Consider the following 22,351-nt stretch of genomic DNA (forward strand, 5'->3'; position numbering starts at 1 on the left):
TTAAAAAGGCCCCACTGATATGGAGCCTTTTTTGTACGCTTTTTATGGCGTAATTTCAGTCAAACCCATTACATGGTCTGCGTGAAGGTACGAGTAATAACGTCCTGCTGCTGTTCTTTCGTCAGGGAGTTAAAACGTACTGCGTAACCAGATACACGGATGGTCAACTGCGGATATTTTTCCGGATGTTCCATCGCGTCCAGCAGCATTTCACGGTTCATGACGTTGACGTTCAGGTGCTGACCGCCTTCGATGGACGCTTCGTGGTGGAAGTAACCATCCATCAGACCTGCCAGGTTAGTTTTACGAACTTCGTCGTCTTTACCCAGTGCGTTCGGAACGATAGAGAAGGTATAAGAAATACCATCTTTCGCGTAAGCAAACGGCAGTTTAGCAACGGAGGTCAGAGAAGCGACAGCGCCTTTCTGGTCACGACCGTGCATCGGGTTAGCACCTGGTCCGAACGGCGCGCCAGCGCGACGACCATCCGGGGTGTTACCGGTTTTCTTACCATACACAACGTTAGAAGTGATGGTCAGAACAGACTGCGTCGGGATAGCGCCACGGTAGGTGGTCAGTTTCTGAATTTTCTTCATGAAACGTTCTACCAGGTCAACCGCCATGTCATCTACACGAGCGTCGTTGTTACCAAACTGCGGGTATTCGCCTTCGATTTCGAAGTCGATAGCCAGACCATCTTCGTCACGAATCGGTTTAACTTTCGCATATTTGATGGCAGACAGGGAGTCAGCCGCAACGGAGAGACCTGCGATACCACACGCCATGGTGCGGATAACGTCACGGTCGTGCAGCGCCATCAGAGAGGCTTCGTAGCTGTACTTGTCGTGCATGTAGTGGATAACGTTCAGCGCGGTGACATACTGTTTAGCCAGCCAGTCCATGAAGTGATCCATGCGGTCCATCACTTCGTCGAAGTTCAGAACATCGCCTTTGATCGGTTCGGATTTCGGACCAACCTGCATTTTCAGTTTTTCATCAACGCCGCCGTTGATAGCGTACAGCATGGTTTTCGCCAGGTTTGCACGCGCGCCGAAGAACTGCATTTGTTTACCAACGATCATCGGGCTTACGCAGCATGCGATAGCGTAGTCATCGTTGTTGAAGTCCGGACGCATCAGGTCATCGTTCTCGTACTGCAGAGAAGAAGTGTCGATGGAGACTTTAGCGGCGAATTTCTTGAAGTTCAGCGGCAGTTTTTCAGACCACAGAACGGTGATGTTCGGCTCCGGAGACGGCCCCATGGTGTACAGGGTGTTCAGGAAACGGAAGCTGTTTTTGGTGACCAGAGTACGGCCATCAACGCCCATACCGCCGATAGATTCGGTTGCCCAAATCGGGTCGCCGGAGAACAGTTCATCATATTCAGGAGTACGCAGGAAGCGAACCATACGCAGTTTCATGACCAGGTGGTCAATCATTTCCTGTGCGTCTTGCTCGGTGATTTTGCCTGCTTTCAGGTCACGTTCGATGTACGCATCCAGGAAGGTGGATACACGACCGAAGGACATTGCTGCGCCGTTCTGAGATTTAACCGCAGCCAGGTAACCGAAGTAAGTCCACTGGATTGCTTCCTGAGCGTTAGTCGCCGGACCAGAGATATCGCAGCCGTATTTAGCTGCCATTTCTTTGATCTGACCCAGAGCGCGGTGCTGTTCAGCGATTTCTTCACGCAGACGGATAGTCGCTTCCAGATTTACGCCGTTTTCCAGATCGGATTGCAGAGACGTAAACTGTGCGAATTTGTCTTTCATCAGGTAGTCGATACCGTACAGCGCTACGCGACGGTAGTCACCGATGATACGGCCACGGCCATACGCATCCGGCAGACCGGTCAGAACGCCGGATTTACGGCAACGCAGGATGTCCGGAGTATAAACGTCGAACACGCCCTGGTTGTGGGTCTTACGGTATTCGGTGAAGATTTTTTTGATCATTGGGTCCAGCTCGCGATTGTACGCTTTGCAGGAACCTTCAACCATTTTGATGCCGCCGAACGGGATAATCGCACGCTTCAGCGGAGCTTCAGTCTGCAGACCAACAATTTTCTCAAGCGCTTTGTTGATGTAGCCAGCGTCGTGAGAAGTGATGGTGGAAGCAACGGAGGTGTCAAAGTCAACAGGCGCGTGAGTGCGGTTTTCCTGTTTAACGCCTTCCATTACGCTGTCCCACAGCTTGGTGGTCGCGTCAGTAGCGCCAGCCAGGAAGGACTCGTCACCCTCATACGGAGTGTAGTTTTTCTGAATGAAGTCACGGACGTTTACTTCATTCTGCCAGTCACCTTTGGTAAAACCTTCCCAGGCTGTGGCTAACTTTTCATTAAGCTCGGACATGTAACACCTACCTTCTTAAGTGGATTTTTTATTTACTGCGTGTAATGGGCATCAACAGATTAATGATGCTCGTTACCACGCAGGTAAATGACCCAGTATGTCAACCCGACCAACAAACCGCCGCCGATAATATTACCGATCGTGACCGGAATCAGGTTATCAGTGATGAAGCTCATCACGGTCAGGCGAGAAAAACTTTCCGGAGACGAACCAACCGCGGTCCAAAACTCCGGTGTAGCGAAATCGCGTATTACAATACCCATAGGAATCATAAACATGTTTGCGATACTGTGCTCAAAACCGCTGGCGACAAACATGGCGACGGGCAGTACCATGATGAACGCTTTGTCCATCAGGCTACGACCTGAGTAGCTCATCCACACGGCCAGACAAACCATCAGGTTCGCCAGAATACCGAGGCAGACAGCTTCAATAAAAGTGTGGTGCATTTTGTGGTCGGCGGTTTGCAGGACGTTAAGTCCCCATTGACCGTTGGCAGTCATATACTCGCCGGAAAGCCACATCAGTAACACGAAAAGCAGAGCGCCAATCAGGTTACCAAAATAGACGTTTAACCAGTTTTTAGCCAGTTGCCCCCAGGTGATGCGACCGCTAGCTTTAGCTACAACGATCAGAACAGTAGAGGTGAAGAGATCAGCGCCGCAAATAACACAGAGAATCAGTCCCAAAGAGAAACAGATACCCCCGATAAGTTTCGCCATGCCATAAGGCATCGCGCCAGTACCGGTTGTCGCAGTAATATAAAAAACAAAGGCAATTGAAATGAATACGCCGGCGGTAATCGCCAGATAGAAAGTCTTAAGCGGATGTTTCGTTGCTTTATAGACGCCTGCTTCTTCAGCCACTTTGGCCATTGCTGCAGGGAGTAAAAGGTCAAAAGGGTTGTCAGCTTTCACACTAACTCTCTCTTTATTAAGTCGGCGACGAGATACTAACAAAGCATTATAGATGAGAATTTGATATAGATCATATCTCGCCTGGCTTATAGGCCCGTAAGTCGCATGGCTTTTATGCAATTACGGTGTAACTTTTTGATTATCCTAATAAAAATAAATTTTAAAAATTATAAATAGAGTTGAATTTTTTCCTGGCTCCTCCTGCTGCACGGTTAATTAATATGGAGTAATCAACAAATAAAGTAACATCACTATGTCAATTAATTTAATGTCAACAACCAATATTTAACCTTGTTATTACATTTTTCGCCGTTTAGCGAAAATAAATAAAACGGGGCCGCAAAGGCGCCCCGTAATATAACGCAGCCGAGAGGGTAAACCTACCCTAAGTCACTCATATGGCCTTATTTTGACCAGTATGCCGCTTTCGCGCGCTGTAATTTATCATACGCTTTTAACAAGGACTGATGCGCCGGAAACGCTTGTAGATCGTGGTCGACAGCCGGTAGTCCATAAAAAGCCGCTTCACCACTAAGCGCAGCGCTGGCGGCTTCTACAGCCTCCGCGCCATACATTTTTATAAAAGCATTGAGATATTGCAGCGGCTGACGCGCATCTTCTTGCGACAGGAGCAGCAGCGTTTGCAGGCAACGGTAATAGTTTGCGCGTGCCGGACTAAAGACCGACGAATTGAACTCCATCGTCCATTCTGTCCAGATTAGCGCCTGCTCCAAATCGCCGCCCGCTAACGCTAACATTGCTTTTAATTCGCCGACGCGCAGTGTATACCAACCATTGTCCGCTCCGGTCGCCAGACCCAACAGTTCACGCACGCGGGTGAAATCGTCAAAACCTTCTTCATCCAATTGTTCAATCAGATTGAGATAATCTTCTTTATTCCAGGCGCTACCGGGCAGCGAAAGCAGAGTCTCACGAAGATGGCTACCCATATTGTTGTTGGCCAGCCACAGATCTTCGGCAGGATAAATATCAGACATTCCCGGTACGATAATACGACAGGCGTATACGCCGAGATGCTCGTAATCGGCAATGTAAACTTCTTTATCTTCAGCAGCAAAGATGGCCATCAGCGTGGCGAATTCTTCTTCGGTAGTGCCGGAAAAACTCCAGTCCGTGAACGGATAATCGGCGTCCTGTTTGAACAGATCCCAGGAAATCAGGCCGCTGGAGTCGATGAAGTGGGTCTCCAGATTAGTGTGCTCCGCGACTTCTTCATCATCGAACGTTGGTGGCGTGAAGACATCAAGATCTTTCAGACCGCGTCCCTGGAGTAGCTCGGTCACTGTACGCTCCAGCGCAACGCCAAAGTCAGGATGGGCGCCAAAAGAAGCAAAGCAGGTACCGTTAGCCGGGTTGAACAGCACGACGCAGATAACCGGATACTTACCGCCCAGCGAGCCGTCATAGGCGAAAATCGGGAAACCCTCGGCTTCCAGCGTGGCGATTGACTCCATTACCGCCGGATAACGCGCCATCACCTCTGCGGGAATCTCCGGCAGACTGATACTTTCCGCAATGATGCGATTTTTCACATAACGCTCGAAGACTTCCGACAGTCCCTGAACGCGGGCTTCATTACGCGTATTGCCGGCGGACATTCCGTTAGAGACGTACAGGTTGCCGATGATATTCATCGGAATATACACGGTCTGGTTATCGGACTGACGGGTAAATGGCAGGCCGCAGACGCCGCGTTCTTCATTGCCGGACTGAAGATCAATTAACTGGCTTCCGGTGAGTTCATTTTCCGGATCGTAAAACGCGCGCAGACGGGCATCAAGCAAGCCTTCCGGTACGTCGTCATTTTCAGTCAGCGGGAACCACTTTTCATTCGGATAATGCACGAACGGGCTGTTGGCGATCGTTTCGCCAAGCCAGAAATCAGCAAAAAAGTAGTTGGTTGACAGACGCTCGAAGTATTCGCCCAGCGCCGAGGCCAGCGCCGCTTTTTTGGTCGCGCCTTTTCCGTTGGTAAAGCATAACGCGCACTCTTTATCGCGAATATGCACTGACCAGACGTTTGGCACCGGGTTCAGCCAGGAGACCTCTTCGATGTGAAAGCCGAGGTCGAGTAACTTTTGCTGGAAGCGGGCGATGGAATCTTCCAGCGCGGCGTCTTTGCCGGGAATAAATGTTTGCGTCATGAAAATCACTTTTGTCGTACGGAAAGCGCGCAATGATACGGGTTTTATGTGACGGGCGCTATCTCGCCGGGACATCGGCGGAAATAAAAGTATTGGCTATGCTTTTACACTGGAATTCACAGGAAGAGCATAAAAAATGAAAGCATTTGATTTGCAACGAATGGCGCTGGATAACGTGCCGGTAGCGTTTTTGGGGGAAGTGGCGCTGCGTAGCTTTTACACCTTTGTTCTGGTGTTTCTTTTCTTAAAGGTGACAGGACGACGCGGCGTACGGCAAATGTCGCTTTTTGAAGTGCTGATCATTTTGACATTGGGGTCGGCGGCAGGCGACGTCGCGTTTTATGATGACGTTCCGATGCTCCCTGTTCTGGTGGTATTCATCACCCTGGCGCTGCTCTATCGCCTGGTCATGTGGCTGATGGCGCATAGTGAAAAGTTGGAAGATCTGCTGGAAGGCAAGTCGGTGGTCATTGTTGAAGACGGCGAACTGGCGTGGGAAAAACTGCAGCGCTCGAACATGACGGAGTTTGAGTTTTTTATGGAGCTTCGCTTGAATGGCGTTGAGCAACTGGGGCAGGTCAGACTGGCCATTCTGGAGACAAACGGACAAATCAGCGTCTATTTCTTTGAAAATAAAGACGTTAAGCCGGGGTTAAGCATTCTTCCTGAGCACTGTACGCCACGCTTTATCGTGGCGCCGGAGGCTGGCGACTATGCCTGCGTACGTTGCAGTGAAGTGATACGCATGAACGTCGGGGAAAAGCAATTATGTCCGCGCTGCGCAAATCCAGAATGGACGAAGGCAAGCCGGGCTAAACGCGTTGTTTAACAGCGAAAATATCGGATTTATACGGTTAATCCGGAAGATTCTGTTGTGTGACGCATGCCGCATTTTCTCCTCGCATTGTTTTACCCATTGCGGCGCGTGTCACTGAATGATAAAACCGATATTCACATGAATAACGTTTGCCTGATGTCTGTCAGGCAGGAAACAATGCAGCGTGGTGAGGGGAAATGGCTCAGGTCTTTAATTTTAGTTCAGGTCCGGCGATGCTACCGGCGGAAGTACTTAAACTGGCGCAACAGGAACTGCGTGACTGGCACGGTCTTGGTACGTCGGTAATGGAAATTAGCCATCGAGGCAAAGAGTTTATCCAGGTCGCTGAAGAGGCGGAGCAGGATTTTCGCGATCTCCTTAATATCCCCTCCAACTATAAAGTTTTATTTTGTCACGGCGGCGGTCGCGGGCAGTTTGCTGGCGTGCCGCTCAATCTGCTGGGCGATAAAACCACGGCGGATTATGTCGATGCCGGTTACTGGGCGGCGAGCGCCATCAAAGAAGCCAAAAAATACTGTGCGCCGCAGATTATCGACGCCAAAATCACCGTTGACGGCAAACGTGCCGTAAAACCGATGCGCGAGTGGCAGCTTTCCGATAACGCCGCTTATTTACACTATTGCCCGAATGAGACCATTGACGGCATCGCCATCGATGAAACGCCGGATTTTGGCTCGGAAGTGGTCGTCACGGCGGATTTTTCTTCTACCATCCTGTCTGCGCCGCTGGACGTCTCTCGCTATGGCGTAATTTATGCTGGCGCGCAGAAGAATATCGGTCCGGCAGGACTGACGCTGGTTATCGTCCGGGAGGATCTGTTAGGCAAGGCGCATGAGAGCTGCCCGTCCATCCTCGACTACACCGTCCTGAATGATAACGACTCGATGTTTAATACGCCGCCGACTTTCGCCTGGTATCTTTCCGGTCTGGTGTTCAAATGGTTGAAAGCGCAGGGCGGCGTGGCGGCGATGCACAAAATCAATCAGCAAAAAGCGGAGTTGCTGTACGGTGTGATTGATAACAGCGATTTCTACCGTAACGATGTCGCACAGGCCAACCGTTCGCGGATGAATGTTCCGTTCCAGTTAGCGGACAATGCGCTGGACAAGGTCTTTCTGGAAGAGTCTTTCGCCGCCGGTCTGCACGCCTTAAAAGGGCACCGTGTTGTTGGCGGTATGCGCGCCTCTATCTATAACGCCATGCCGATTGAAGGGGTGAAAGCGCTGACCGATTTCATGATCGATTTTGAGCGCCGCCACGGCTAATACGTTTCTTTTTTCATCCCCACGGCCAGTCTGTGGGGGTTTTATTTCTGTTTTTTGAGAGTTGAGTTTCATGGAATCCCTGACGTTACAACCCATCGCGCGGGTCGATGGCGCCATTAATTTACCTGGCTCCAAAAGTGTTTCAAACCGTGCTTTGCTCCTGGCGGCTTTAGCTTGTGGTAAAACCGTTCTGACGAATCTGCTGGATAGCGATGACGTCCGCCATATGCTCAATGCCCTGAGCGCGTTGGGGATCAATTACACCCTTTCTGCCGATCGCACCCGCTGTGATATCACGGGTAATGGCGGCCCATTACGCGCGTCAGGCGCTCTGGAACTGTTTCTCGGTAATGCCGGAACCGCGATGCGTCCGTTAGCGGCAGCGCTATGTCTGGGGCAAAATGAGATAGTGTTAACCGGCGAACCGCGTATGAAAGAGCGTCCGATAGGCCATCTGGTCGATTCGCTGCGTCAGGGCGGGGCGAATATTGATTACCTGGAGCAGGAAAATTATCCGCCCCTGCGTCTGCGCGGCGGTTTTATCGGCGGCGACATTGAGGTTGATGGTAGCGTTTCCAGCCAGTTCCTGACCGCTCTGCTGATGACGGCGCCGATGGCGCCTGAAGACACAATTATTCGCGTTAAAGGCGAACTGGTATCAAAACCTTACATCGATATCACGCTAAATTTAATGAAAACCTTTGGCGTGGAGATAGCGAACCATCACTACCAACAATTTGTCGTGAAGGGCGGTCAACAGTATCACTCTCCAGGTCGCTATCTGGTCGAGGGCGATGCCTCGTCAGCGTCCTATTTTCTCGCCGCCGGGGCGATAAAAGGCGGCACGGTAAAAGTGACCGGGATTGGCCGCAAAAGTATGCAGGGCGATATTCGTTTTGCCGATGTGCTGGAGAAAATGGGCGCGACCATTACCTGGGGCGATGATTTTATTGCCTGCACGCGCGGCGAATTGCACGCCGTAGATATGGATATGAACCATATTCCGGATGCGGCGATGACGATTGCCACCACGGCGCTGTTTGCGAAAGGAACCACGACGTTGCGCAACATTTATAACTGGCGAGTGAAAGAAACCGATCGCCTGTTCGCGATGGCGACCGAGCTACGTAAAGTGGGCGCTGAAGTCGAAGAAGGGCACGACTATATTCGTATCACGCCGCCGGCGAAGCTCCATCACGCGGATATTGGCACGTACAACGACCACCGTATGGCGATGTGCTTCTCACTGGTCGCACTGTCCGATACGCCAGTCACGATCCTGGACCCTAAATGTACTGCAAAAACGTTCCCTGATTATTTCGAACAATTGGCGCGGATGAGCACGCCTGCCTAATTTTTCTGTTGCGCCAGTCGACGGGCTGGCGCGCCGAGTCCGCATTCGCACTATTTTTACAATTATGACTAATGCTAATTTGTTGATGATTTAACACATTGATTTATGTGTTTTTTATAATAGTTATCAACGGAAGATTAGTATGAAAAATAAATCATTATTACTGGCGGTGGCGATTTCCGCTACGCTACTGGCAGGATGTAAAAATGGCGTGAATGGCAATTTAATCGCCAGCTCCGGCATGTCAGCCTACAAAGCCGCCACACTGTCCGATGCGGATGTTAAGGCATTATCTAATAATGCCTGTAAACAAATGGACAGCGAGAATCAACTGGCAGGTTCGAAAAGCAAATACACCAAACGTCTGAGCAAAATCGCCAAAGCGCTGGGTAACAACATTGACGGTACGCCGGTTAGCTATAAAGTCTATATGACCAGCGATATCAACGCATGGGCGATGGCGAACGGTTGCGTTCGCGTATACTCCGGCCTGATGGATCTGATGACCGATAATGAAATTGAAGGCGTACTGGGCCATGAATTGGGCCATGTCTCTTTAGGGCACTCCCGCAAGGCAATGCAGACCGCCTATGCCACGCTGGCGGCTCGCGATGCGATTTCCGCCACCAGCGGCGTCGCAGCGCAGCTTTCCCAGTCTCAATTGGGCGATCTGGCGGAAGGCGTCATCAATTCGGCGTTTTCTCGCAGTCAGGAGTCGGATGCGGATGATTTCTCTTACGATCTGCTGAAAAAACGCGGGATTAACACCCAGGGCTTAGTCACGGCATTCGATAAATTCGCCACAATGGACGCAGGTCATGCAAAATCATTGATGGACTCCCACCCGGCCTCAGCCGATCGCGCGCAGCATATGCGCGACAGAATTGCCGAAGATAAAAAGTAAATCATTGTCATCTTTCGGGCTGGTTTCTCGCCGGCCCGCTATAATTGCGCAATTATTCCGCATCTGATTACAGACAAAACTGGTTTTTGCACGCAACGTTAACGGTCGCGAGCGTTGGCGCGTATAATGCGCGGCGTTTACGTTAACGGTACGCCTGTTTAAGGAGATAAAGATGACGGCAATTGCCCCGGTAATAACCATTGATGGCCCAAGCGGTGCAGGTAAAGGCACCTTGTGCAAAGCAATGGCGGAAGCATTGCAATGGCATCTGCTGGATTCCGGCGCGATATACCGCGTACTGGCGCTGGCGGCATTGCATCACCATGTCGATCTCGCCTCTGAAGATGCGCTGGTGCCGCTGGCGTCCCATCTGGACGTGCGTTTCGTCTCAACGGACGGCAACCTGGAAGTTATCCTGGAAGGCGAGGACGTTAGCGGCGAAATCCGTACGCAGGAAGTCGCGAACGCGGCATCCCAGGTGGCGGCATTCCCACGCGTGCGTGAAGCGCTTCTTCGCCGCCAACGCGCATTCCGCGAAGCGCCTGGTTTAATCGCCGATGGACGCGATATGGGGACCGTGGTCTTCCCGGATGCGCCGGTAAAAATTTTCCTTGACGCCTCCTCGGAGGAACGTGCGCATCGACGTATGCTACAGTTGCAGGAGAATGGCTTTAGTGTTAACTTTGAACGCCTTTTGGCCGAGATCAAGGAACGCGACGATCGCGATCGTAATCGCGCTGTAGCGCCGTTAGTTCCTGCTGCTGATGCATTAGTTTTGGATTCTACCCGATTAAGCATTGAGCAAGTGATTGAAAAAGCGTTACAATATGCGCGCCAAAAATTGGCTCTCGCTTAAATGCGACCGAATTTGTAGTACCCCCGTTGCAAAGGATTGACAGCGGGTATGTTAAACAACCCCATCCGGCACGGAGCCAGGTGGACGTTAAATATGAAACCTGAAGATTAAACATGACTGAATCTTTTGCTCAACTCTTTGAAGAATCCTTAAAAGAAATCGAAACCCGCCCGGGTTCCATCGTTCGTGGTGTTGTTGTTGCTATCGACAAAGACGTAGTACTGGTTGACGCCGGTCTGAAATCTGAGTCTGCCATTCCGGCTGAGCAGTTCAAAAACGCCCAGGGCGAACTGGAAATCCAGGTTGGTGACGAAGTTGACGTTGCTCTGGATGCAGTAGAAGACGGCTTCGGTGAAACTCTGCTCTCTCGTGAGAAAGCTAAACGTCACGAAGCATGGATCACGCTGGAAAAAGCTTACGAAGATGCTGAAACTGTTACCGGTGTTATCAACGGCAAAGTTAAGGGTGGCTTCACTGTTGAGCTGAACGGTATTCGCGCGTTCCTGCCAGGTTCTCTGGTAGACGTTCGTCCGGTGCGTGACACTCTGCACCTGGAAGGCAAAGAGCTTGAATTCAAAGTAATCAAGCTGGACCAGAAACGTAACAACGTTGTGGTTTCTCGTCGTGCCGTTATCGAATCCGAAAACAGCGCAGAACGCGATCAGCTGCTGGAAAACCTGCAGGAAGGCATGGAAGTTAAAGGTATCGTTAAGAACCTCACTGACTACGGTGCATTCGTTGATCTGGGCGGCGTTGACGGCCTGCTGCACATCACTGATATGGCCTGGAAACGCGTTAAGCATCCGAGCGAAATCGTGAACGTTGGCGACGAAATCAACGTGAAAGTGCTGAAATTCGACCGCGAGCGTACCCGTGTATCCCTGGGCCTGAAACAGCTGGGCGAAGATCCGTGGGTTGCTATCGCTAAACGTTATCCGGAAGGTACCAAACTGACCGGTCGCGTGACCAACCTGACCGACTACGGCTGCTTCGTTGAAATCGAAGAAGGCGTTGAAGGCCTGGTTCACGTTTCCGAAATGGACTGGACCAACAAAAACATCCACCCGTCCAAAGTGGTTAACGTTGGCGACGTAGTGGAAGTGATGGTTCTGGATATCGACGAAGAACGTCGTCGTATCTCCTTAGGGTTGAAGCAGTGCAAATCTAACCCGTGGCAGCAGTTCGCAGAAACCCACAACAAGGGCGACCGCGTTGAAGGTAAAATCAAGTCTATCACTGACTTCGGTATCTTCATCGGCCTGGACGGCGGCATCGACGGCCTGGTTCACCTGTCTGACATCTCCTGGAACGTTGCAGGCGAAGAAGCAGTTCGTGAATACAAAAAAGGCGACGAAATCGCTGCAGTTGTTCTGCAGGTTGACGCAGAACGTGAACGTATCTCCCTGGGCGTTAAACAGCTCGCAGAAGATCCGTTCAACAACTGGGTTGCTCTGAACAAGAAAGGCGCTATCGTAACCGGTAAAGTCACTGCAGTTGACGCGAAAGGCGCAACCGTAGAACTGGCTGACGGCGTTGAAGGTTACCTGCGTGCTTCTGAAGCATCCCGTGACCGCGTTGAAGATGCGACTCTGGTTCTGAGCGTTGGCGACGACGTTGAAGCTAAATTCACCGGCGTTGATCGTAAAAACCGCGCAATCAGCCTGTCTGTTCGTGCGAAAGACGAAGCTGACGAGAAAGATGCCATCGCAACTGTTAACAAACAGGAAGATGCAAACTTCTCTAACAACGCAATGGCTGAAGCATTCAAAGCAGCTAAAGGCGAGTAATCCTCTGAAACTTCGGGCCTTTTAGTCCGAAGTATAACGAGATTACTTGACAGATTGCAGGTTTCGGCCTGTAATCAAGCACTAAGGGCGGCTACGGCCGCCCTTAATCAATCTCACGGCTGCAGCCAATTTGCCTTTAAGGAACCGGAGGAATCATGACCAAGTCAGAATTGATTGAAAGACTTGCAACCCAGCAATCTCACATTCCCGCTAAGGCGGTTGAAGACGCGGTAAAAGAGATGCTGGAGCATATGGCCTCGACTCTTGCGCAGGGCGAGCGTATTGAAATCCGCGGTTTCGGCAGTTTTTCTTTGCATTACCGCGCGCCTCGTACCGGACGTAACCCCAAGACCGGCGATAAAGTGGAACTGGAAGGAAAATACGTTCCTCACTTTAAACCGGGTAAAGAACTGCGCGATCGCGCCAATATTTACGGTTAAGTTTTAACGCAAAACTTGAACCCGAAAAAAGCACCGTCAGGGTGCTTTTTTCATTTATACGCCGTCAGGGTGCTTTTTTCATTTATACGCCGTCAGGCGCAAACGCTATTCGACCGAAAACTGGAAAACGTTTCGCATTTTTTGCTGCGTCTTACATTTATCAGGTAAAAAACCTGGAATCCGCGCCGTATAGCACAAAATCCCCTCCAGACAATGGCGTCCTGAACCTGCACACTTTCCCGCACAGGGAGGTGTCTATGAAGATAACGACGGTCAGCGTATGCGTAGTATGCGGCATACTTCCGCTCATGATATTGCCAGTATTACCTGACACGTGGATTCTCGCGGTGCTGTTTTGTCTGGCATGTTTGCTTTGCCTCATACCCCATCACTATGCGCGCTACGCGGCATTAACCTTGCTCTTTTTCATGTGGGGGATATTTGCCGCCAGGCAGGCCATCTGGGCGGGAAACGTCCTGCCTGCCGCGACGCAGGAGGCGACAGTCGTCATTACTGCCACCGATCATATGACCACTCATTATGGGCGAATCACCCATTTGCGCGGAAAGCCGCTCTTTCCTGCTGTAGGGATTGTCCTGCATGGCCAGTACTTACCCACGGAAGTGTGTGCCGGGCAACAGTGGGCGATGACGCTGAAGGTCAGAGCGGTACACGGGCAGCTTAACGAAGGCGGTTTTGATAGCCAGCGTTACGCGCTAGCGCAGCACCAACCGTTGACCGGGCGTTTTCTACAGGCTAAAGCGATTAACCCTGAGTGTAGCTTGCGTGGGCGCTATCTTGCTTCGCTTCGCGCTACGCTTGCGCCTTATCCGTGGCAGCAGGTTATTCTGGCGTTGGGAATGGGGGAGCGGGGAGCGGTGTCGCAGGAGGTGAAGGCCGTTATGCGCGATACGGGGACTGCCCATTTGATGGCGATTTCCGGCCTGCATATCGCTTTTGCCGCGTTATTGGCTGCCGGATTAATCCGTGGCGGACAATTCTTTTTGCCGGTCAGATGGATTCGTTGGCAGACGCCATTGCTGGGCGGCATTCTTTGCGCGATATGTTATGCCTGGCTTACCGGCTTACAACCGCCTGCGCTGCGCACGGTGGCGGCACTGAGCGTCTGGGGAGGATTAAAATTAAGCGGACGACAGTGGAGCGGCTGGCAAGTCTGGTGCTGCTGTCTGGCCGCGATTATTTTCGCCGATCCTGTGGCGGTTATATCACAAAGTCTTTGGTTGTCAGCATTTGCGGTTGCCGGCCTGTTATTCTGGTATCAGTGGTTTCCTGCGCCAAACGGAAATTTTCCACGGGGCTTACGCTGGTTGCTTAACCTGCTTCACCTACAGGCAGGCATTACACTTCTGCTTTTGCCTCTCCAGGTGGCGCTTTTTCATGGCATAAGCGTTACCGCAATGCTGGCGAATCTTTTTGCCGTACCCTGGGTCACATTTGTGACGGTTCCACTCATCCTGGCGGGAATGATTCTGCATTTAACCGGGCCGTTTTTTCTTGAAGAGTGGGTATGGTACCTGACCGATCGCGCGTTAGCCGCGCTATTTTACCTGTTGAATGCTTTACCGCAGGGCTGGGTGAATATTGATAACCGTTGGCAGTGGCTGACGTTTTTGCCCTGGCTAATGCTTATCGCGTGGCGATTAAACGTCTGGCGTACCTGGCCGGTGGTCTGTTTATGCGGGTTATTGTTGATGAGCTGGCCACTCTGGCGGCCGATAAACGCCAGTGGATGGCAGGTGCATATGCTGGATGTTGGTCAGGGGCTGGCGATAGCGATCGTCAGGGGCGATAAAGTAATACTCTACGATACCGGTCGGGCATGGCCGGAGGGCGACAGCGGGCAACAGGTTATTATTCCCTGGTTGCGCTGGCATAATCTGACGCCGGAGGGCGTTATTTTGAGTCATGAGCATCTGGATCATCGGGGCGGGCTGCGTTCGCTACAGCAGGTCTGGCCGTCAATGTGGATTCGCAGCCCGTTAGGCTGGCAGGGACATTTGCCCTGTTTTCGCGGTGAGCAGTGGCAATGGCAGGGGCTAACGTTTCAGGCGCACTGGCCGTTACGCGAAAGTGCCGATCGAGGAAATAACCGCTCCTGTGTGGTCAAAGTGGATGACGGCGTACATAGCATCCTGCTCACGGGCGATATCGAAGCGGGCGCTGAACAAAAAATGCTAAGTCGTTACTGGCGACATCTTGCGGCGACGTTTATCCAGGTGCCGCATCATGGTAGTAATACGTCGTCGTCGCTACCATTTATTCAGCGCGTACATGGTGAAGCGGCGCTGGCGTCCGCATCGCGCTATAACGCATGGCGGCTGCCGTCCCGCAAGGTAAAACAGCGCTACCAGCAACAGGCGTATCAGTGGTTTGATACACCCCACCAGGGGCAAATTTCGCTGCGGTTTTCTCCGCAGGGCTGGCGCATACAAGGCTTACGGGATCAAATTTTACCTCGCTGGTATCATCAGTGGTTTGGCGTGTCCGAGGATAACGGGTAGAATATGCGGCTATTTCAACAAATGCTGGTTTTTTGAATGCATAACGATAAAGATCTCTCTACGTGGCAGACCTTCCGCCGACTGTGGCCAACCATAGCGCCTTTTAAAGCAGGTCTGATCGTGGCGGGCATAGCGTTAATTCTCAACGCAGCCAGCGATACCTTCATGCTATCGCTCCTCAAGCCATTACTGGATGATGGTTTCGGTAAAACGGATCGCTCAGTGTTGCTGTGGATGCCGCTGGTGGTTATTGGGCTGATGATATTACGAGGCATCACTAGCTATATCTCCAGCTACTGTATTTCATGGGTGTCAGGCAAGGTGGTAATGACCATGCGCCGTCGCCTGTTTGGCCATATGATGGGAATGCCCGTCGCCTTCTTTGATAAACAGTCTACCGGTACGCTGCTGTCGCGTATTACATACGATTCAGAACAGGTTGCCTCTTCTTCATCTGGCGCGCTGATTACCGTGGTGCGTGAAGGGGCATCGATCATCGGATTGTTTATCATGATGTTCTATTACAGCTGGCAGTTGTCGATCATCCTGGTTGTTTTAGCGCCGATTGTGTCGATTGCGATTCGCGTTGTCTCAAAGCGGTTCCGCAGCATCAGTAAAAATATGCAGAACACGATGGGACAAGTGACTACCAGCGCTGAACAAATGCTGAAAGGACACAAAGAGGTACTGATTTTTGGCGGTCAGGAAGTCGAAACTAAACGCTTTGATAAAGTCAGCAATAAGATGCGACTGCAAGGCATGAAAATGGTCTCTGCCTCGTCAATTTCCGATCCTATCATTCAGCTCATTGCCTCGTTGGCGCTGGCGTTTGTTCTCTATGCTGCGAGCTTCCCAAGCGTAATGGATAGCCTGACGGCAGGGACCATCACCGTGGTGTTCTCCTCCATGATCGCGCTGATGCGTCCATTAAAATCGCTGACAAACGTTAACGCGCAGTTCCAGCGTGGGATGGCGGCTTGTCAGACGTTGTTTGCGATTCTGGACAGCGAACAGGAGAAAGATGAAGGTAAACGTGTCATTGACCGCGCGACCGGCGATCTCGAATTCCGCAATGTGACGTTTACTTACCCGGGCCGTGAAGTGCCGGCATTGCGTAACATCAATTTGAAAATTCCTGCCGGGAAAACCGTGGCGCTGGTGGGGCGTTCCGGATCGGGTAAATCAACTATCGCCAGTCTGATCACCCGTTTCTACGATATTGATGAAGGACACATCCTGATGGATGGTCACGATCTACGCGAATACACTCTGGCCTCTCTACGTAATCAGGTGGCGCTCGTTTCGCAAAACGTGCATCTGTTTAACGACACGGTCGCCAATAACATTGCTTATGCCCGGACGGAAGAATATAGCCGCGAGCAGATTGAAGAGGCGGCGCGCATGGCCTATGCCATGGACTTTATCAACAAGATGGATAATGGCCTGGATACCATTATCGGCGAAAACGGCGTACTGCTTTCCGGCGGTCAACGCCAGCGTATCGCGATCGCCCGCGCCTTACTGCGCGACAGCCCGATTCTGATCCTTGATGAAGCTACGTCCGCGCTGGATACCGAGTCCGAACGTGCGATTCAGGCAGCGTTGGATGAGCTGCAAAAAAACCGTACCTCTCTGGTGATTGCGCACCGTCTCTCCACCATCGAACAGGCGGATGAGATCGTTGTAGTCGAAGACGGTATTATCGTTGAGCGCGGCACTCATAGCGAGCTGCTGGCGCAACACGGCGTTTACGCCCAGCTACATAAGATGCAATTTGGCCAATGATTGCGCGTATCTGGTCGGGTGAATCCCCGCTATGGCGGTTACTGCTGCCGCTCTCCTGGCTGTATGGCCTGGTGAGCGGGGCGATTCGTCTGAGCTATAAGCTTGGTTTTAAACGCGCCTGGCGAGCGCCGGTACCGGTGGTTGTGGTAGGGAATCTTACGGCTGGCGGTAACGGTAAAACCCCCGTAGTCATTTGGCTGGTGGAAAAGCTGCAACAGCGTGGCGTGCGCGTGGGGGTCGTTTCCCGCGGCTACGGCGGGAAAGCTGCCGCTTATCCGCTACTTCTGACGCCGGAGACGACAACCGCAGAAGCGGGAGATGAACCGGTATTGATTTATCAACGGACCGGCGCGCCTGTCGCGGTGGCGCCTGAACGCGCCGCGGCGGTGAAAGCGATTCTGGCGGCGCATAATGTGCAGATTATTATCACCGACGATGGGTTGCAGCATTACCGGCTCGCGCGAGATATTGAAATTGTGGTGATTGACGGCGTGCGCCGTTTTGGCAACGGCTGGTGGCTTCCTGCCGGTCCTATGCGCGAACGCGCCAGTCGCCTGAAAACCGTAGACGCCGCTATCGTCAATGGCGGCGTCGCCCGGGCGGGCGAAATCCCCATGCAGCTAGCGCCTGGACTGGCGGTGAACTTACGTACGGGAGCGCGTTGCGATGTGGCGCAACTGAGCAATATTGTGGCGATGGCGGGCATCGGTCATCCGCCGCGCTTTTTCGCCACGCTGGAAGCCTGTGGCGCGCATCCGCAAAAGTGCGTCCCGCTGGCCGATCATCAAACGCTCGCCCCTGCTGACGTTCAGGCGTTGGTCGGTGAAGGGCAGACCCTGGTAATGACGGAAAAAGACGCGGTGAAATGCCGTGCTTTTGCCGAAGATAACTGGTGGTTCTTACCGGTTGATGCGCGTTTGTCCGGTGAGCAGCCTGATAAGTTGCTTCAACATATCACCTCGCTGGTTCGCTAGCGTCCCCCAATGCAGCGGCAGTGATGAATTTATGGAGTCATGAATGTCATTGCCGTACCTTTCTCTTTCCCAGGCCCGTTGTCTTCACCTTGCTGCGCAGGGGCTATTGAAAAAGCCGCGCCGTAACGCGCTGCCTGGCGATGTTCTTGCCGCCATCTCACGCATGGCGTTGCTGCAAATTGATACCATCAATGTTGTCGCACGTAGCCCCTATCTGGTGCTGTTTAGCCGTCTCGGTTCGTACCCGCAGGCCTGGCTGGATGAGGCGCTGCGACGCGGCGAGTTAATGGAATACTGGGCGCATGAGGCCTGTTTCTTACCACGCCGCGACTTTAAACTTATCCGCCATCGTATGCTGTCGCCGGAAAAGATGGGCTGGAAATATCGCGCGGCATGGATGCATGAGCACGCGGAAGAAATAGAACAGCTAGTGCGGCATATTCAGGAGCACGGTCCGGTGCGTTCTGCCGATTTTGAACATGCGCGGAAAGGCGTCAGCGGCTGGTGGGAATGGAAACCACATAAACGCCACCTTGAGGGTTTATTTACCGCCGGAAAAGTCATGGTTGTTGAGCGGCGTAATTTTCAACGTGTATATGATTTAACGCCCCGTGTGATGCCGCACTGGGATGATGAACGCGATGGACTGTCACAGTCGCAGGCGGAAAACCTGATGCTGGATAATAGCGCGCGCAGTCTGGGGATTTTCCGTGAACAGTGGCTGGCGGATTACTACCGCCTGAAACGTCCTGACCTGAAGGGATGGCGGGAGAGCCGGGCGGAACAGCAGCAGATTATTCCGGTCGAGGTGGAAACGTTGGGGCGGATGTGGCTTCATGCCGATCTTCTTTCGCAGCTTGAACCGGCGCTAAATAACGCCTTAAAGGCGACCCATAGCGCAGTGCTGTCGCCTTTCGATCCTGTGGTATGGGATCGTAAGCGGGCAGCGCAGCTCTTCGCATTCGACTACCGGCTGGAATGTTATACGCCCGCGGCGAAGCGCCAGTACGGTTATTTTGTGCTGCCGCTATTATACCAGGGCCGTTTAGTCGGGCGAATGGACGCCAAAATGCACCGTAAAACGGGGGTGCTTGAGGTTATCTCGCTGTATCTGGAGGACGATATTCGCCCTGGCGTTAGTCTGCAAAAAGGAATCTGGCAGGCCATTAGCGCGTTTGCTGCCTGGCAACGAGCATCGCGCGTGACGCTGGGACAATGTCCGCCAGGCCTGTTTAGCGCCATGCGTCATGGCTGGGAAATAGACCCTGCACCATAACCGATTATGTTAATATTGAAGGATTCACAATCCGGTCCATCTGGAGGAACTATGGATCATCGTCTGCTTGAAATCATCGCCTGCCCGGTATGTAACGGCAAACTCTGGTATAACCAGGAACAGCAAGAATTAATTTGCAAACTGGATAATCTCGCTTTCCCGTTACGCGACGGCATTCCTGTATTGCTGGAAAATGAAGCTCGCGCCCTGACATCTGATGAGAGTAAATCATGAGTTTCGTCGTCATCATTCCGGCCCGTTTTTCATCTACCCGACTGCCAGGCAAACCATTAGTGGATATTAATGGTAAACCCATGATTGTTCATGTCCTGGAGCGGGCGCGCGAATCTGGCGCGGAACGCATTATTGTCGCGACCGATCATGAAGACGTGGCTCGTGCGGTAGAAGCGGCTGGCGGCGAAGTGTGCATGACGCGCGCCGATCACCAGTCCGGTACCGAACGGTTGGCTGAAGTGGTAGAGAAGTGCGGATTCAGCGACGATACCGTTATTGTGAACGTTCAGGGCGATGAGCCGATGATCCCGGCGGTTATTATTCGCCAGGTCGCGGAAAATCTGGCGCAGCGCCAGGTTGGCATGGCGACGCTGGCGGTGCCGATTCACAGCGCCGAAGAAGCGTTTAACCCGAATGCGGTAAAAGTCGTGCTGGATGCCGAAGGCTATGCGCTCTACTTTTCCCGGGCGACGATTCCCTGGGATCGCGACCGCTTTGCAAAAAGTCTGGAAACGGTAGGGGATACTTGCCTTCGTCACCTGGGCATTTATGGCTATCGCGCGGGGTTTATCCGCCGTTACGTGAGCTGGCAACCCAGCCCGCTGGAACATATTGAAATGCTGGAGCAACTCCGTGTGCTGTGGTACGGCGAAAAAATTCATGTCGCCGTCGCCAAAGCGGTGCCCGGTACGGGCGTAGACACCGCCGACGACCTGGAGCGCGTGCGCGCTGAAATGCGTTAACATGATCCTGTTCATGATCGTCTTAGACGGTCATGAACAGCGCGGTATGGTAGCGCAAAGATGAATACTCACGTCTGCTCACTAGTGGCAGCTTTCTCGTACCGTTACGATTTTCCTCATTTTTCTTTTCTTCCCTTGATCTGATACGGGTGACATCTGTCCATACGACGCTCATTATTAAAGCAGTAGCACTAATGGGGGTAATCTGGAATGGAACAGTTGCGGGCCGAACTCAGTCATTTGTTGGGTGAAAAACTTAGCCGTATAGAGTGCGTGAATGAGAAAGCGGATTCCGCATTGTGGTCATTATATGACAGCCAGGGAATTCCGATGCCGCTGATGGCGCGAAGCTTTACCACTCCCGGCGTTGCGCAGCAACTGGCATGGAAAACCTCAATGCTGGCGCGTAGCGGTACGGTGAGGATGCCGGTAATCTATGGCGTATTGACGCATGAAGAGCATCCTGGTCCGGATGTGCTGCTACTGGAACGACTGCGCGGTGTGCCGGTCGAGGCGCCGGCGCGCACTCCGGAACGCTGGGAACAGCTAAAAGATCAGATTGTCGAAGGGCTGTTAGCCTGGCATCGGCAGGATAGCCGCGGTTGCGTGGGCGCCGTAGACCATACTCAGGAGAATATCTGGCCTTCCTGGTATCGTCAGCGGGTGGAGGTGCTGTGGACGACGCTAAATCAGTTCAGCAATACCGGTCTGACGATGCAGGACAGACGCATTCTGTTTCGTACCAGAGAATGTCTTCCTTCGTTATTTGAAGGGTTTAACGACAACTGCGTACTGGTGCATGGCAACTTCTGCCTGCGCAGTATGCTTAAAGACGCCCGTAGCGATCAGCTTCTGGCGATGGTCGGCCCCGGGCTGATGCTGTGGGCGCCGAGAGAGTTCGAACTGTTTCGCCTGATGGATAATCCATTGGCGGAGGGATTGCTTTGGCATTATCTGCAACGCGCGCCAGTGGCGGAGTCCTTCATCTGGCGGCGTTGGCTCTATGTGCTGTGGGACGAGGTTGCGCAATTGGTCAATACCGGACGTTTTAACCGTACCAATTTTGATCTGGCGGCGAAATCATTACTCCCCTGGCTTGCCTGATATGCCTTTCAGCCATTGCCAAAGTCGCCCTAATGTTTCATACCCAGCGCGATCGCTGTGCATCAGCCAGACCGGGGACGGAATTGCCCGCTCCCAGGGATTGAGCGGCGAATCGATCGCCAACTGATTCGCCGGCGCGGGAAGCGGATTCAGCCCGGCATGCTGAAAGAAAATCATCGCGCGCGGCAAATGCGAGGCGGAGGTTACCAGCAGGAAAGGCGCGTCGCCGATGGCCTGCTTAACGGCGGCGGCTTCTTCTTCCGTATCTTTTGGTTTATCCAGCGTAATAATATCGCTACGCGGTACGCCCAGCGACTGCGCCACCCGCGCACTGACTTCCGCCGTGCTTACCGTATTGGTTTTTGCTACGCCGCCGGTAAAAATCAGCTTTGCTCCCGGATTCGCGCGCCACAGCCGGATGCCTTCCGCCAGCCGCGGCAAGCTGTTGTTAATTAAATTAGAGCTCGGCGCCCACTGCGGGTTCCAGGTATAGCCGCCGCCGAGAACCACAATATATTCCACCTGTTGCGGACCCTGCCAGGTAGGATAGCGGTTTTCTATTGGACGCAGCAGATGGTCAGAGACGGGTTGCAGGCTTAATAGCAATAGCGCCAGCCAACCTACGCTGATAAATACTTTTCCGGTTTTCTGAAAGCGGCTAAACCAGACCAGCGCCAGGCCGACGCCAATGATCAGCAACATCAGCGGAAGCGGCAATAACATACCGCCAATCACTTTCTTTAGTGTAAAAAGCATCCTTTTTGGTTCCTTTTTTAACCATATAGCGGAGGATTAACGGTGATATTACACCAGACAGGTTCATTCTCGCCGCGGCT

The 22,351-nt window shown here is 52.5% G+C and carries 18 protein-coding genes; 14 read left to right on the top strand and 4 right to left on the bottom strand.

Annotated elements, in window-relative coordinates; all coding sequences use genetic code 11:
• Nucleotides 1-68 precede the first annotated feature (68 nt).
• From pflB to ycaO, 3 genes are all read right to left on the bottom strand, one after another.
• Entirely contained in the window at nucleotides 69-2,351 is a 2,283-nt protein-coding gene (gene pflB / locus NA197_RS17570; protein ID WP_001292799.1) for a formate C-acetyltransferase, read from the bottom strand.
• Between the two features lie 59 nt (nucleotides 2,352-2,410).
• Complete coding sequence (gene focA / locus NA197_RS17575; RefSeq protein WP_064043287.1) at nucleotides 2,411-3,268, bottom strand: formate transporter FocA; 858 nt, start codon at nucleotides 3,266-3,268, stop codon at nucleotides 2,411-2,413.
• 404 nt (nucleotides 3,269-3,672) lie between these two features.
• Nucleotides 3,673-5,433 carry a 30S ribosomal protein S12 methylthiotransferase accessory factor YcaO gene (gene ycaO / locus NA197_RS17580; RefSeq protein WP_058116505.1) on the bottom strand — a complete coding sequence of 587 codons (1,761 nt, stop codon included), beginning with the start codon at nucleotides 5,431-5,433 and terminating at the stop codon, nucleotides 3,673-3,675.
• 136 nt (nucleotides 5,434-5,569) lie between these two features.
• Between ycaO and NA197_RS17585 the strand changes: the two genes are divergently transcribed.
• From NA197_RS17585 to NA197_RS17650, 14 genes are all read left to right on the top strand, one after another.
• Nucleotides 5,570-6,262: a DUF421 domain-containing protein gene (locus NA197_RS17585; protein ID WP_000642868.1), complete on the top strand. Its 693-nt coding sequence runs from the start codon at nucleotides 5,570-5,572 to the stop codon at nucleotides 6,260-6,262.
• A 185-nt stretch (nucleotides 6,263-6,447) separates the two neighbouring features.
• Nucleotides 6,448-7,536 carry a 3-phosphoserine/phosphohydroxythreonine transaminase gene (gene serC, locus NA197_RS17590; protein ID WP_058116413.1) on the top strand — a complete coding sequence of 363 codons (1,089 nt, stop codon included), beginning with the start codon at nucleotides 6,448-6,450 and terminating at the stop codon, nucleotides 7,534-7,536.
• A gap of 70 nt (nucleotides 7,537-7,606) precedes the next feature.
• Nucleotides 7,607-8,890, top strand: a complete 1,284-nt coding sequence (gene aroA, locus NA197_RS17595) for a 3-phosphoshikimate 1-carboxyvinyltransferase (protein ID WP_023234490.1) — start codon at nucleotides 7,607-7,609, stop codon at nucleotides 8,888-8,890.
• A gap of 142 nt (nucleotides 8,891-9,032) precedes the next feature.
• On the top strand, nucleotides 9,033-9,794 hold the full coding sequence (locus NA197_RS17600) for a M48 family metallopeptidase (protein WP_000792301.1): 762 nt from the start codon (nucleotides 9,033-9,035) through the stop codon (nucleotides 9,792-9,794).
• A 172-nt stretch (nucleotides 9,795-9,966) separates the two neighbouring features.
• Nucleotides 9,967-10,650 carry a (d)CMP kinase gene (cmk, locus tag NA197_RS17605; RefSeq protein ID WP_000125007.1) on the top strand — a complete coding sequence of 228 codons (684 nt, stop codon included), beginning with the start codon at nucleotides 9,967-9,969 and terminating at the stop codon, nucleotides 10,648-10,650.
• A 113-nt stretch (nucleotides 10,651-10,763) separates the two neighbouring features.
• Complete coding sequence (rpsA, locus tag NA197_RS17610) at nucleotides 10,764-12,437, top strand: 30S ribosomal protein S1 (RefSeq protein WP_000140324.1); 1,674 nt, start codon at nucleotides 10,764-10,766, stop codon at nucleotides 12,435-12,437.
• A 155-nt stretch (nucleotides 12,438-12,592) separates the two neighbouring features.
• Nucleotides 12,593-12,877 carry an integration host factor subunit beta gene (gene ihfB / locus NA197_RS17615; RefSeq protein ID WP_000167332.1) on the top strand — a complete coding sequence of 95 codons (285 nt, stop codon included), beginning with the start codon at nucleotides 12,593-12,595 and terminating at the stop codon, nucleotides 12,875-12,877.
• A 257-nt stretch (nucleotides 12,878-13,134) separates the two neighbouring features.
• On the top strand, nucleotides 13,135-15,399 hold the full coding sequence (locus NA197_RS17620; protein ID WP_064043569.1) for a ComEC family protein: 2,265 nt from the start codon (nucleotides 13,135-13,137) through the stop codon (nucleotides 15,397-15,399).
• A 36-nt stretch (nucleotides 15,400-15,435) separates the two neighbouring features.
• Nucleotides 15,436-17,184 (top strand): lipid A ABC transporter ATP-binding protein/permease MsbA, encoded by a 1,749-nt coding sequence (gene msbA / locus NA197_RS17625; RefSeq protein WP_000551246.1) that lies wholly within the window; start codon nucleotides 15,436-15,438, stop codon nucleotides 17,182-17,184.
• Nucleotides 17,181-18,158, top strand: coding sequence for a tetraacyldisaccharide 4'-kinase (lpxK, locus tag NA197_RS17630; RefSeq protein ID WP_000561681.1), 978 nt, complete (start codon nucleotides 17,181-17,183; stop codon nucleotides 18,156-18,158). Before msbA ends, lpxK begins: the two co-directional genes overlap by 4 nt.
• 43 nt (nucleotides 18,159-18,201) lie before the next feature.
• Nucleotides 18,202-19,434, top strand: coding sequence for a winged helix-turn-helix domain-containing protein (locus NA197_RS17635; RefSeq protein WP_064043565.1), 1,233 nt, complete (start codon nucleotides 18,202-18,204; stop codon nucleotides 19,432-19,434).
• Nucleotides 19,435-19,485: 51 nt separating this feature from the next.
• Complete coding sequence (gene ycaR / locus NA197_RS17640) at nucleotides 19,486-19,668, top strand: protein YcaR (RefSeq protein ID WP_000350061.1); 183 nt, start codon at nucleotides 19,486-19,488, stop codon at nucleotides 19,666-19,668.
• The gene (kdsB, locus tag NA197_RS17645; RefSeq protein WP_000011576.1) at nucleotides 19,665-20,411 is read left to right on the top strand and encodes a 3-deoxy-manno-octulosonate cytidylyltransferase; all 747 of its coding nucleotides are present in this window, start codon (nucleotides 19,665-19,667) and stop codon (nucleotides 20,409-20,411) included. Before ycaR ends, kdsB begins: the two co-directional genes overlap by 4 nt.
• 210 nt (nucleotides 20,412-20,621) lie before the next feature.
• Nucleotides 20,622-21,515: a YcbJ family phosphotransferase gene (locus tag NA197_RS17650; protein ID WP_000436889.1), complete on the top strand. Its 894-nt coding sequence runs from the start codon at nucleotides 20,622-20,624 to the stop codon at nucleotides 21,513-21,515.
• On the opposite strand, the gene elyC is transcribed toward NA197_RS17650, so the two are convergent.
• The gene (gene elyC / locus NA197_RS17655) at nucleotides 21,495-22,271 is read right to left on the bottom strand and encodes an envelope biogenesis factor ElyC (protein WP_000899557.1); all 777 of its coding nucleotides are present in this window, start codon (nucleotides 22,269-22,271) and stop codon (nucleotides 21,495-21,497) included. The two genes, NA197_RS17650 and elyC, sit on opposite strands and share 21 nt — an antisense overlap.
• Between the last annotated feature and the right edge of the window lie 80 nt (nucleotides 22,272-22,351).

The organism is Salmonella sp. NW884 (genome assembly GCF_051700745.1).
Lineage (GTDB): Bacteria > Pseudomonadota > Gammaproteobacteria > Enterobacterales > Enterobacteriaceae > Salmonella > Salmonella enterica.